The organism is Paenibacillus sp. J22P59 (assembly GCF_059383895.1).
In genome coordinates, this window is sequence record NZ_JBXENX010000006.1 from 373,987 (window position 1) to 385,726 (window position 11,740).

Here is an 11,740-nt window from a genome sequence, read left to right on the forward strand (position 1 = left end):
AATAACTTTGCATTGCCATCACTGTAGAAAAGAACATGCAGCGGATGCTCTATATTGCAGCCAGTGCGGGAAAAGAATCGTCACAGAGCAGACTGACGCTTCGGAAGAGGCATGGGCTGCAAGCAAGAGCGAACGGGATCAGGCGATGTCTGAGCTGGGTGCCGCATTAGAGACGGAATCTGTGAGAACGAGAGTGACAGGCAGGACGATAACAGTAGTCATTATTCCAGTCATCCTTCTGGCTGTCACGGCAGCTGCTGTATTCTCGTTCTATTCATATGAAACTCAATTAAATAATCGTGTATTGGAATGGCAGGAGCAGGCAAAGCAGCAAGCTCTCACAGGAAATTATGAGCAAGCTATAGATCGGTTGAAGAAAGCATCAGCTGCAAGGCCTAACTACAAAGCGATTGCTCAGGATATGGCAATTGTAGGTGAAGCGGTCGTTTTTGAGCAATCTATTCATGCCATTAATGAAAAGCTGGAGCAAGAAGGGACCGAAGAGGCACTGGAATTGCTTGAACAGCTAAAGATAAAGCTGCGCGGGCGTGAAGAGCAGGTTTTTCGAGTGGTGCGTGAGCAGCTTGCCGAGCTGACGGTTCGTCTCACGGTTCTTCAGGTCGAAGCTGAGCTTGACCATCTGAAATCGGTGGATGAGCTGGTGGTTAAATTCAATCAAGTAAAGAGTCTCACAGGTGAAAAGGCGGTTGAGCTGAGACAGCGGATTGAGGTAGCGATCGTAAATATTAGCTACGAGCAGGCTGAGGCTCTGAGACAAAAGAAAAACTTTACGGATGCGCTTGCGACAGCAAGAAAAGGCATGGGCTATGTTAATAATGATGTGAAGCTCGCTCAGCTATATGATCGAATATTGAAGGATAAGAAAAACTTCGAGAAAGCAGAGCAGCAGCGTATAGAAAATGCCATGCAAATGGCGGCCAAAGAGGATTTAATCAATCAAACAGCTGCAGTAGAGGTTGGACGTACAGAGGCCTCCTTAGATAGTTTCGGGGATTTCCATGTAAGTGTAGAGCTGAAAAATGCAGCAACAAGACCCATCTATTCTGTAACGATAGAGTATTCTGTAGTCGATTCCAAAGGCAAAGTGATCGAATCTGGTTCAGCGGAAGCACAGCCGAATTATATTGAAGCAGGGGAATCCTTCCGGTTTACAACGATTGTTCATCGTGTGAAGGATGAAGATGCAAAGTTCGTGATAGATCATGCAACATGGTACTTAGATTAGGAGTAGATAAGATGAGAAAAGGAACATGGATCAGCATTGTCGCATCTGTAGTCATCGTATGCGGAGGGGCAGGTGCAGCGGTTACAATCGGATCTAAGGTGCCTCAGCAATTGACGGGAGCCCCGCTGCTCGCAGACGCAGGCATTAGCGGCAATGGTGCACCGAAGGCATTGAAGGATATTATATACGAAACACAGAAGCTGGTCGTAATGATTGAGACGAGCGATGGTACGCAGGGCTCGGGCTTCTTGTATAATAACCAGGGCGATCTTATTACGAATGCCCATGTCGTTGCAGGCGCGCGAATCGTAAGCGTGAAGACGACGGATGCCCGCGAGCTTGAAGGAGAGGTCATAGGGATTAGTCTGGAGACAGATGTGGCTGTCGTTCGTGTTCCTGGGTTGGCGGGGATAGAGCCGCTGCAGATGGTGCGGGAAGAGAAAGCAGAGATTGGCGATGAAGTGCTAGCCGTAGGCAGTCCTTTAGGTTTTCAGAATACCGTTACGACGGGGATTATAAGTGGCGTTGATCGCAGCTTCGAGATTGAACCGTATACGTATAGTGACCTTTATCAAATATCGGCTCCGATTGCGCCCGGCAATAGCGGCGGACCGCTAGTAAACAAGCTAACGGGTGAGGTGCTCGGGATCAATTCGGCTGGAATCGAGCAGACGTTGATTGGCTTCAGTATCCCAATTGTCAATGTACTCGATATGGTCGAGGGGTGGTCAGCGGAACCTATGCTTGAACTGCCAGACAAAGAGTACAAGGATGGTGATGGGGTAGTTGAACAGGAGAATGCATCCATCAAGGATTATGCAGGATATTTGGTGACCCATTTCTATGACAGCTTGAACAATGCTGACTATGTATATGCCTACTCGCTGCTTGGCGGCAATTGGAAGGAAGGCACCAGCTACGAGGAGTTCCGAGAGGGATATATTCGAACGAGGAATGTCGTTATTGATGATATGCATGTTACAGAAGATGGGGAAGACAAGGAGAAGGCTATTGTAACAGCAATCCTTTCTGTAGATGAACGTGTTGATGGAGAATATAAGCTGAGTAAATACCAGGTAACCTACAATGTAGCTTATGAGAATGACCAGTTAAAGCTGGTTACAGGTAAAGGTAAAGTTATTCAGCAAGACAAGGAAACAGACAAAAAAATGAAATAGAATCACATAAAGAAAACGAGCAGGGAATTATTTGAGGGATCAGAGCTGTCGCGAAAAGCTTGAGGGGAGGGTAGGAGAGCCTCTATGAGCGTAACTTAAAAGCCAGAAATGGCGGTGCTAAGGATATTCTCCTTGGCACCGCCATTTCTTTATTTCTGTCCCTTTTTATTAAGAAGGTTGCTATGGCAAAATAATATATTGCTTTGGGAGAGTCCAATTCTGATACATGTGATTTAGAGAAGATTTAAGCCTGCTCGCTGTCAGAATCGTCTACCGTATGAGAATGGGTAGTTGCGTACTCGGTGAAATCAGAATCTTTAGCCTTGGTAGCTGAGCTGCTCTCGGATAGTTCGGATAGAAGGTCATCATCTAGATTTTCTCTTGTTGAATATTGCAGTTGCAAGGCAACGGTGTCATTCGGCTGCAGAGGGAAGTTGAGCAGCGTTGCAGGGATAATACGGCCATTCAGTAAAAGAGTGTAGCTGATTGGCCCGCCGATTGGAATGCCGCTCACAGAAGCAATCTGGCCGTTGAATCCAAAACGAACAACACCAGTCTGGATTAGTGCTTGAGCGATGGAAATTCCCGGACGGAAACGCACGCGGTAGGCCTGTGTGACGTTAGGGAAAAAACGTCCTCCATTAATGAACACCGTTACACTAGCGGGTACCGGGAATGGCAACGGGAAAGGGAATGGGAGAGGGAAAGGTCCTGGTCCCGGAGGAAACGGTCCTGGTCCCGGAGGAAACGGCCCTGGTCCCGGAGGAAACGGTCCTGGTCCCGGAGGGAAAGGTCCTGGTCCCGGAGGAAACGGCCCTGGTCCCGGAGGGAAAGGTCCTGGTCCCGGAGGGAAAGGTCCTGGTCCCGGAGGGAAAGGTCCTGGCCCTGGAGGGAAAGGTCCTGGCCCCGGAGGGAAAGGTCCTGGCCCTGGAGGGAAAGGTCCTGGCCCCGGAGGAAACGGTCCTGGCCCTGGAGGGAAAGGTCCTGGTCCCGGAGGAAACGGTCCTGGCCCCGGAGGGAAAGGTCCTGGCCCCGGTCCGGGCATCAGCATGCGTGGGCCGCCGCAGCCGCAGTTATGAGAAGATGTTGTACCTTGGCCTTCAATGTACATGTAAGTAGGGCTCATAAGTTCGTTCGAACTCCTTCGCTATACAAGATTAGGCGTTATCCTACCCCATCTTATGCGGCAGATGCCTATCCCTGTGCCTACAGATTTCTACAGATTTCGATTCCCTTATGGGGGCTGCAAAAGGCGATGACAATTGAGTTGGCTAGACATAAATAGAGAGTGCCCCGGCAAATTGCCGGGGCACTCTCTATTTATGTTTGAACTGCTATTACTTAACGGCAGCTTCGTAGCGTTTGCCAACTTCAGCCCAGTTCACAACGTTCCAGAACGCTGCGATGTAATCAGGACGTTTGTTTTGGTAGTTCAGGTAGTAAGCGTGCTCCCATACATCCAGACCTAGCAAAGGTGTTTCGCCTTCGAAGATCGGGCTGTCTTGGTTAGGCAAGCTCGATACTTTCAATTTGCCGTCTTTCACGGAGAGCCAAGCCCAGCCGCTGCCGAAGCGTGTAGTTGCTGCTTTAGCGAAGTCAGCTTTGAATGTGTCGAAGCCGCCCAATTCGCTGTCGATTGCTGCAGCAAGAGCGCCAGTTGGAGCGCCGCCCGCGTTCGGAGCGATTGTTTCCCAGAACAGGGAGTGGTTAGCATGTCCGCCGCCATTGTTGCGAACAGCTGTGCGAATTGCTTCTGGTACGATTGCAAGGTTATTAGCAAGCAATTCTTCCAGTGATTTGTCTTGCAATTCAGGAGCAGATTCCAGAGCTGCATTCAGGTTCGTAACATAAGCATTGTGGTGACGATCGTGATGGATTTCCATCGTAAGTGCGTCGATATGTGGTTCCAGTGCATTATTTGCATAAGGCAAAGCAGGTAATTGATGAGCCATGATTAACAGCCTCCTAATAGTATGGGATATTAATTTCTCTTATTATTATCTCTTATCCGAGTACATAAATCAACATTGATGTTTCAAAAGTATGATTTCGCAGCTCGAAAGACCAGAAATTTAGAATACGACGAATATCGAGTAAATATACAAAACCGAGAGAAAATAGGACGAAAATAACGCAAATAGGTATTTTATCCTTGAAAGCGCTTAAATTAAAGCGTTTTCATTAAATTTTAGCGATTTTTTTAAGTTTTTTTTAAAAAAGAAGCAGGATTTAGTGAAAACTTGTCGTATTTTATATACCTTGCAGCACTATGACAAGGTATAGAAGGTGTATATTTAATGAACGTTCGTTCCTTCCAGTTGTCTGATTACAGGCCACTAACAGCGCTTCTAGAAGATGTATTAACCGAAGAGTGCTACGAGCAAACGATGGAAGCTTTTGCACGTCAATTGTCATGGGACAGTGAGCTGGTTCTAGTCGCTGTCGAACAGTCGGAAATTGTAGGTATGATTATCGGTACGATCGATAACAACAAAGGTTATTATTATCGTGTCGCCGTTCATCCGCTCCATCAAAGGAAGGGGATCGGCAAAGCGCTTATACAATCTTTGCGTCAGGTGTTCGAGCAACGTAATGTCTCGAAGATATTAATTACAGCTGACGAATATAATGAACCGGTTCTACCACTGTATGAAGCGATGGGTTATGCCTCAAACGATTTTTTCCGTTCGTTTCAGAAATTAAGTATTATAGCAGGCTAAGAGGTCTTACTGACCTATAGCTATGTGTGCAGAGCATATCTGTGCCGCCATTGCTTTTGGCGGTCAGATATGCTTTTCTATTTATATAAGCTTGCCCCTATTCAGAATGATTAATAAAACGTTTACTATACAGATTGTGTTCAACAACTTGGAGAAAGCAAGAGGTGAGAAGATGAACAAGTATCTTGCGGATCAGACCGAGGGCAATGAGCAAGACAGCGATACAACCCCAAGGAATCACTCATGGAGAAAAGAGCTGCTAGAATGGGTAAAGACAGTAGCGATATCCTTTACCATTATTATGATTCTCCATTTGTTCGTATTTAATTTATCTACGGTACAAGGGCATTCTATGGAGCCTACCCTTCAGGAGAAGGAGTGGCTGTTCGTTAACAAAATCATATATCTAATAGGCAACCCGAAGGTTGGAGATGTTGTCATTCTGCAAGATCCGTTCTCACAAGGCGAAGGCAAGGATTATTTGGTGAAAAGAGTGGTGGGCGTGCCCGGCGATACGATTGAGATTTTTAACAAGCAGCTTTATCGCAATGGGGAGAAGGTAGAGGAAGGCTACATCGATTCGGAGATTGAGGATCTGGATTTGATGCCGATTATTGTCGGAAAGGACAAGTATTTTGTGATGGGCGATAATCGCCATGCTAGAGCGAGCAAAGATAGTCGAATGTTCGGTACAGTGCCGGATGCTGCAATTAAAGGCAGGGCGGATTTCATTCTTTGGCCATTCGATGAGATAAAAGCATTGTAGGGGATGTTGTGTGAATGAAGGAGATAGCGATCTATACGGATGGGGCTTGCTCTGGCAATCCCGGACCAGGCGGCTGGGGAGCGGTTCTTTTTTATGGGGTGCATCGGAAGGAAATATCCGGCGGGGAGAAGCATTCAACGAATAACCGAATGGAGATTCAGGCGGTAATTGAAGCGTTGAAGCTGTTGAAGGAGCCTTGTCGAGCAACCGTATATAGCGATTCTGCATATGTGGTGAATTGTTTTCAGAAGGGTTGGATTCATGGTTGGCTTCGCAATGGATGGAAGAACAGCAAGAAGGAGCCTGTAGAGAATCAAGAACTATGGAAAGCATTATGGGAGCTGATGAAGTTCCATGACGTTCAATATATAAAGGTAAAGGGGCATAGTGACAATGAATGGAATAATCGTTGTGATGAGCTTGCCCGAGAAGCAATTAAAAGATTGTAGAAAGGGTGAAAGGCAATGACAGACGGAGGCCGCTGGATGCGTCTGAAGCAAGAGATGTGCGAAGCGGCGGCAAGTCTTGGTATCGACAAAATTGGCGTTGCTTCAGCTGATCCGTTCACAGAGCTTAAGCAAACGCTGCTCCGGCATAGGGAGCTAGGCAGAGAATCAGGCTTCGAACATCCCGATATTGAGATGAGGACGAATCCGGCACTTTTATTCGATAATCCGCAGTCGATTATTGCAATTGCAATTGCCTATCCTTCCAAGCTTCATAATCCGCCCAAGTCGGAAGCTGGGGCAAGAAGGGGCATAATGTCCCGCTCGGCATGGGGAGAGGACTATCACAAGGTGCTGCGAGACCGCTTAGGGAAGCTAGAGGCATGGCTTAGAGAGCGTGTACCCGATCTTCGGGTAGAGAGCATGGTGGATACTGGTGCATTAGTGGATCGAGCAGTTGCGGAGCGGGCTGGCATCGGATGGAGCGCCAAGAACTGTGCGATTCTGACTGAGGATCTGGGGTCATGGGTGTATCTTGGGGAAATGATTACGAATATTCCGCTTCCTCCGGACAAGCCTATAACAGATGGCTGCGGTGAATGTACGAAATGTATTGATGCTTGTCCGACGGATGCCTTAGAAGGACCGGGGCAGCTCAATTCCAGCAAATGCATTTCCTTCATTACACAGACGAAGGGCTTCGTGCCTGATGAATATATGCGTAAAATTGGCAATCGGCTCTATGGCTGCGATACCTGCCAGACTGTATGTCCGATTAATAAAGGGAAGAACTGGACGCATCAGCCGGAGCTGCAGCCGGAGCATGAGCTGGTAAAGCCTCTGCTTGTTCCATTGCTGACTATTGGCAATGCAGAATTCAAGCAGCTATATGGAAGAAGCTCATCTGCTTGGCGAGGCAAAAAACCAATTCAACGGAATGCGGTAATCGGGCTTGGCAATTTCAAGGATAGCAGCTCCATTCCAGATTTAGTCGGTGTTCTGCGGAAAGATCCGCGTCCTGAATTACGAGGGACGGCGGCATGGGCCCTTAGTCGAATTGGCGGCCAGGATGCTTTGGCTGCTGTGGTAGAGGCTTTGCCGCAGGAAGAGCATCCGGAGGCCAGAGTCTATTTGGAGAAGGCAATAGCAGTACTAACCACCGGAGAGACTAAGGAAAGTTTAAGGGATTCGGGTGTATAGGAATGAGCGCATTCGAATGAAGAGGATGCGACTGTGCAGCGGTCTATATGCGCCTTGGATAGAATAACAAAAAATTACAGGTATATTTACTAATAAAGGGTGTTTGCGAACACCCGATTTACATGCTATTATAGTGGTCACTATAAACAATAGGACAGGTGAGTATAGGGATGACGGCATGGGACGTTATTATTCCGATTGTGACATTGATCGTAGGTGCTGTTGGTGGTTTTTTCATCGGCGTATTCTATTTGCGTAAGCAGCTGGAGAAGATGCAGAGCGATCCGGAAATGATTCAAAAGATGGCAAAACAAATGGGTTATAACCTGAATAAACAACAAATGCAGCGCGCTCAGCACATGATGAAGAATCAAAAAGCACCGCGTAAATAAGCTGACAACAATGCAGATACCGGAAGGATGAATTGAATGGCGGGGAAAAAAGACTATGTCAATTCGACGGTATCTCGCAACCGGGAACAAATTGAGTTTCATATTAAAGAGATATTAAAACTGGTTGGCGAGGACGTTGAACGGGAAGGCCTGCTGGAAACGCCGGCTCGTGTAACTCGAATGTATGAGGAAATATTTGCTGGTTATGAGGTTGAACCTCATGAAGTGCTTGGCGTAACGTTTGATGAACAGCATGAAGAGCTCGTCATTGTAAAAGATATCGTCTATTACAGCCAGTGCGAGCATCATATGGCTCCATTCTTCGGCAAAGTGCATATTGGCTATATACCTAGCGGCAAGATTGCGGGGCTAAGCAAGCTAGCCCGTCTTGTAGAGGCCATTACACGCCGCCTGCAAGTGCAGGAGCGCATTACAACTCAGATCGCGAATATCATGGAGAAGGAGCTGGAGCCTAACGGGGTTATGGTTGTTGTCGAAGGAGAGCATCTATGCATGTGCTCGCGCGGCATCAAGAAACCAGGCAGCTCGACAGTAACTTCTGCGGTGCGTGGGGATTTCCGTACGAATGCGGCTCTCCGTTCTGAATTTTTAAGTTTGATTAAATCCTAACCTAACCGGCAGGAATGCAGCAAAAACGGTATCGTTCTTCTAAGGAGAAGAATGATACCGTTTTTGCTGATCAGGTGTATTTAGACATTTTTATACAATGATTTCTTTGGCATCCGTACGAAGCTGATTGACTTGGCTTAAGAAGAGAACCGCACGTTGAACATATTCCTTGGTGTGCGTACGAAAGAGCAGCTCGTGCTGTCCTTGTGGAATAATCCATGAATGAGAGAGCGGATTATGCTGCTCGGCGGCGATCTTCTCTGCGACCTGATAAGGCGCCTTGGCATCATTAGTTCCGTGAATAATGTATAGAGGAATTTGATAAGAATTCGACAGCATTTGATCGAGCGGAATTTCCTTCAGTCCAGCTCCCGACCACAACGGAAGCATCGTTTGAATCAAGGACATGGACGGAAAGCGAGGAAGGTCAACAACCTGTGCGACATTATTGAATAAGGTGTCTGCGCTCGGTATAAATAAGCTGTCCAAAATCATGGCATCAATATCATCCGTCTGCAAAGCGGATTGCAATGCTGTTCCTGCTCCCATAGAGAAGCCCCAGACGATAACTTCTTCTGAGCCGCGGGATTTGGCATAGTCCACAGCAGCCAGCAGCTGTTGGGATTCCTCTAGTCCTCCGGTAGCGGGAGCTTTGTAAGCCGAGGAGGCATAGCCATAGTCGAAAAGAACTACGTTATAATGAAGGCCGTGTAGAAGCTCGGTTAAATCATACATTGGAACCCAGGATTCCTCGCGGTTAGCGCCATAACCATGGCTGAACACGACGGTTCGAGAGGAAGACAGATTATTCGGATCATCAGCGGCTGCCGGTACATACCAGCCGCTTACCATCGTCCGACCGCTTTTGCTGGGAATTAGAATATCATCATAATCAAGACCTATAGCAGCCTTTGGATTCGAAGCAAGAGGGGCGACATAAGGATAGGCGAGCATCCAAGCCACATAACCGTGAAATACGATAACGACGAGCATGCACATTGCGACTATAGCAGCAAGCCATGCGATAAGGAGCTGCTTACGCTTGGCAAGAAGCTTAGGAGGGTGGAAGGTTCCGTTCTCCAATGAAGGATAGGGCAGCGGTAGCTGAGGGAAGCCGCCTTCAAGCGGCAGTGGTGTTGCAACTGTTGAATTCATCATCGTTATGCCCCCTCTAAGCTGTAATGTAAACGCTTTAAATTTTCTAGTACTTTAATCGTATGCCGATAGGCGGAGCCTGTCAATTCTTGTCGACATAATGTTAATCAGCTGTAATATAGTTGTAATGAAGCAACTTTTCTTTACGCTGTAAGTATAAATAAGGTATACTTAATGATAATTAGTTTCATTGTACGAAACAGGTATGATGAGGAGGAATGGTTATCATGGAAGAAGGAAAATCAACTGTTCGCGCGGTTGAACGCGCGCTTGATATATTGCTGTGCTTCACATCCGGTACGGATTTGGCGATGACTGAGATTGCTGAGAAAACCAAGCTTCACAAAAGCACGGTGCATCGTATGCTCGCTACGCTTGAGGAGAAGGGATTCATCGAACGCGATCGAGCGACTGAGCGATACCATCTGGGGATGCGGGTATGGGAGCTGTCGGCCCATTTATCCCGTTCAGATGATCAGGCTTCGATCTGGCAGCCAGAGATGGAGCGGCTACGTGATCTATTGGGCGAGACAGTCAGCATCTATGTTCGCGATGGAATAGAACGGATACGGATTCAGGCGATGCAGAGCAATCAAGCTGTACGGAGAGTGGCTCCAGTTGGGGTAAGGCTCCCGCTGTATGCGGGGGCTTCAAGCAAGGTACTCATTGCGTATGCAGACCGATTCGTGCAGGAGCAGATATTCAGTGATCCTTCTTGGCTGCTTGCGATTGATCGAGATCAATATAGACTCCAGCTTGAAGAGATTATTGCTCAAGGCTATGCAACTAGCTTTGAGGAGCGTGAACCGGGGGCGGCAGCTCTGTCTGCACCAATCTTCAATCGAACAGGGCAGCTGGCTGCCGCGCTGTCTGTATCGGGACCGGCGAGTCGCCTGACGATGGATATCATGCGAGCTCATGCTCCGATTCTGATGGAATCCGCCAAGCGCATGGGAACGATGATGAAATAGTTTATTCTTCGGAATATAGAATGGTTAGAATAATAATCGGAACGGGCTGTACCACAAAGTATCAGGGTCGCTGAGGTAGATTGCTTGGGCAACTATATTGTGTTGAAAGCTATAAAAAGTAGCAGTATAGGGCTGTGCCAAAAGTCATGAATATGATTTTTGGCACAGCCCGTTTTTTATGGAGGGAATGTAAACTCATAAAACGTCACAACTCCGGCAGCCCTAGAACGGTAGAACGGCAGAACGGTAGAACGGTAGAACGGCAGAACGGCAGAACGGCAGAACGGCAGAACAGAAGAACGGCAGAACGGCAGAACGGCAGAACGGTAGAACGGTAGAACGGCAGAACGGAAGAACGGAAGAACGGCAGAACGGAAGAACGGTAGAACGGAAGAACGGCAGAACGGAAGAACGGCAGAACGGCAGAACGGCAGAACGGCGGAACGGAAGAACGGTAGAACGGTAGAACGGTAGAACGGCAGAACGGCAGAACGGAAGAACGGTAGAACGGTAGAACCTCAGAACCTCAGAACCTCAGAACCTCAGAACCTCAGAACCTCAGAACCCTTGCAGCAGCTCCGGTAGCCTCGGCAACCCTAGCTAATCCAGCAAACCCCACTAACCCCACTAACCCCACTAACCCTACTAACCCTACTAACCCTACTAACCCTTCTAACTTCGGGCCTCTGATTCGCCAGTAGCTTTATGTTTAACGGCACGTTGGCTCTTATGAGGTACTTACTCTAATTAGTGATGAGATTTTCGTAATTATAGGCTTAATCTTGGGGTTTATTTGAGTTAACGTAGGCTAGGTTCAGTAGTCGGGCATCGAGCTTCTCGACTACTGAACCTAACTTCATTGTTGAGCTGTTCTACTTGTTTGTGCAGGTAAATAGAGCAAAACTATTCACTAAATAGTACAATATGTATTTCTGTCAAGAAAGTGGACACATTTATTAGGAAACTTGAAGCTGTTCATAATACCTTTTTTCACACTGAAACGGGGTCATATACTGGATAGACCCATGGATTCGGA

Annotated in this window: 14 protein-coding genes; 11 read left to right on the top strand and 3 right to left on the bottom strand. The window is 47.4% G+C overall.

The annotated features are described in order from the left end of the window. The first annotated feature begins 7 nt into the window (after window positions 1-7). Both AC50YO_RS13255 and AC50YO_RS13260 read left to right on the top strand, forming a co-directional pair. Window positions 8-1,246 (top strand): FxLYD domain-containing protein, encoded by a 1,239-nt coding sequence (locus tag AC50YO_RS13255; protein WP_494847512.1) that lies wholly within the window; start codon window positions 8-10, stop codon window positions 1,244-1,246. Window positions 1,247-1,257: 11 nt separating this feature from the next. Then, on the top strand, window positions 1,258-2,424 hold the full coding sequence (locus AC50YO_RS13260) for a S1C family serine protease (RefSeq protein ID WP_494847514.1): 1,167 nt from the start codon (window positions 1,258-1,260) through the stop codon (window positions 2,422-2,424). A 244-nt stretch (window positions 2,425-2,668) separates the two neighbouring features. Here the strand turns inward: AC50YO_RS13260 and AC50YO_RS13265 are convergent, their stop codons facing one another. After that, on the bottom strand, window positions 2,669-3,106 hold the full coding sequence (locus AC50YO_RS13265; protein ID WP_494847516.1) for a hypothetical protein: 438 nt from the start codon (window positions 3,104-3,106) through the stop codon (window positions 2,669-2,671). Here AC50YO_RS13265 and AC50YO_RS13270 point away from each other — a divergent pair. Further along, window positions 3,100-3,543 (top strand): hypothetical protein, encoded by a 444-nt coding sequence (locus AC50YO_RS13270; protein ID WP_494847519.1) that lies wholly within the window; start codon window positions 3,100-3,102, stop codon window positions 3,541-3,543. The two genes, AC50YO_RS13265 and AC50YO_RS13270, sit on opposite strands and share 7 nt — an antisense overlap. Window positions 3,544-3,761: 218 nt before the next feature. Here AC50YO_RS13270 and AC50YO_RS13275 read toward each other — a convergent pair whose 3' ends face one another. Continuing rightward, window positions 3,762-4,376 (bottom strand): superoxide dismutase, encoded by a 615-nt coding sequence (locus tag AC50YO_RS13275; protein WP_494847520.1) that lies wholly within the window; start codon window positions 4,374-4,376, stop codon window positions 3,762-3,764. A 345-nt stretch (window positions 4,377-4,721) separates the two neighbouring features. On the opposite strand from AC50YO_RS13275, the gene AC50YO_RS13280 reads away from it, so the two are divergent. From AC50YO_RS13280 to folE, 6 genes are all read left to right on the top strand, one after another. Then, the gene (locus AC50YO_RS13280; RefSeq protein WP_494847523.1) at window positions 4,722-5,144 is read left to right on the top strand and encodes a GNAT family N-acetyltransferase; all 423 of its coding nucleotides are present in this window, start codon (window positions 4,722-4,724) and stop codon (window positions 5,142-5,144) included. Window positions 5,145-5,316: 172 nt separating this feature from the next. Next, window positions 5,317-5,910 carry a signal peptidase I gene (gene lepB / locus AC50YO_RS13285; RefSeq protein WP_494847526.1) on the top strand — a complete coding sequence of 198 codons (594 nt, stop codon included), beginning with the start codon at window positions 5,317-5,319 and terminating at the stop codon, window positions 5,908-5,910. 14 nt (window positions 5,911-5,924) lie between these two features. Continuing rightward, entirely contained in the window at window positions 5,925-6,359 is a 435-nt protein-coding gene (gene rnhA, locus AC50YO_RS13290; RefSeq protein WP_494847527.1) for a ribonuclease HI, read from the top strand. 15 nt (window positions 6,360-6,374) lie between these two features. Further along, entirely contained in the window at window positions 6,375-7,556 is a 1,182-nt protein-coding gene (queG, locus tag AC50YO_RS13295; RefSeq protein WP_494847528.1) for a tRNA epoxyqueuosine(34) reductase QueG, read from the top strand. A gap of 170 nt (window positions 7,557-7,726) precedes the next feature. Continuing rightward, window positions 7,727-7,948, top strand: coding sequence for a YneF family protein (locus AC50YO_RS13300; protein ID WP_494847529.1), 222 nt, complete (start codon window positions 7,727-7,729; stop codon window positions 7,946-7,948). 36 nt (window positions 7,949-7,984) lie between these two features. Further along, the gene (folE, locus tag AC50YO_RS13305) at window positions 7,985-8,578 is read left to right on the top strand and encodes a GTP cyclohydrolase I FolE (RefSeq protein WP_494847533.1); all 594 of its coding nucleotides are present in this window, start codon (window positions 7,985-7,987) and stop codon (window positions 8,576-8,578) included. A 90-nt stretch (window positions 8,579-8,668) separates the two neighbouring features. On the opposite strand, the gene AC50YO_RS13310 is transcribed toward folE, so the two are convergent. Further along, window positions 8,669-9,736: an alpha/beta hydrolase gene (locus tag AC50YO_RS13310; protein ID WP_494847535.1), complete on the bottom strand. Its 1,068-nt coding sequence runs from the start codon at window positions 9,734-9,736 to the stop codon at window positions 8,669-8,671. Between the two features lie 224 nt (window positions 9,737-9,960). Between AC50YO_RS13310 and AC50YO_RS13315 the strand changes: the two genes are divergently transcribed. After that, on the top strand, window positions 9,961-10,704 hold the full coding sequence (locus AC50YO_RS13315; protein ID WP_494847536.1) for an IclR family transcriptional regulator: 744 nt from the start codon (window positions 9,961-9,963) through the stop codon (window positions 10,702-10,704). 146 nt (window positions 10,705-10,850) lie between these two features. Further along, entirely contained in the window at window positions 10,851-11,042 is a 192-nt protein-coding gene (locus AC50YO_RS13320; protein WP_494847538.1) for a hypothetical protein, read from the top strand. The last annotated feature ends 698 nt before the right edge of the window (window positions 11,043-11,740 follow it).

Bases quoted from the DNA above. Each gene is read 5' to 3' on its own strand.
- AC50YO_RS13260 (WP_494847514.1), top strand. From the start codon at position 1,258: ATGAGAAAAGGAACATGGATCAGCATTGTCGCATCTGTAGTCATCGTA.
- AC50YO_RS13270 (WP_494847519.1), top strand. From the start codon at position 3,100: ATGGCAACGGGAAAGGGAATGGGAGAGGGAAAGGTCCTGGTCCCGGAG.
- AC50YO_RS13275 (WP_494847520.1), bottom strand. From the start codon at position 4,376: ATGGCTCATCAATTACCTGCTTTGCCTTATGCAAATAATGCACTGGAA.
- AC50YO_RS13280 (WP_494847523.1), top strand. From the start codon at position 4,722: ATGAACGTTCGTTCCTTCCAGTTGTCTGATTACAGGCCACTAACAGCG.
- lepB (WP_494847526.1), top strand. From the start codon at position 5,317: ATGAACAAGTATCTTGCGGATCAGACCGAGGGCAATGAGCAAGACAGC.
- rnhA (WP_494847527.1), top strand. From the start codon at position 5,925: ATGAAGGAGATAGCGATCTATACGGATGGGGCTTGCTCTGGCAATCCC.
- queG (WP_494847528.1), top strand. From the start codon at position 6,375: ATGACAGACGGAGGCCGCTGGATGCGTCTGAAGCAAGAGATGTGCGAA.
- AC50YO_RS13300 (WP_494847529.1), top strand. From the start codon at position 7,727: ATGACGGCATGGGACGTTATTATTCCGATTGTGACATTGATCGTAGGT.
- folE (WP_494847533.1), top strand. From the start codon at position 7,985: ATGGCGGGGAAAAAAGACTATGTCAATTCGACGGTATCTCGCAACCGG.
- AC50YO_RS13310 (WP_494847535.1), bottom strand. From the start codon at position 9,736: ATGATGAATTCAACAGTTGCAACACCACTGCCGCTTGAAGGCGGCTTC.
- AC50YO_RS13315 (WP_494847536.1), top strand. From the start codon at position 9,961: ATGGAAGAAGGAAAATCAACTGTTCGCGCGGTTGAACGCGCGCTTGAT.
- AC50YO_RS13320 (WP_494847538.1), top strand. From the start codon at position 10,851: ATGAATATGATTTTTGGCACAGCCCGTTTTTTATGGAGGGAATGTAAA.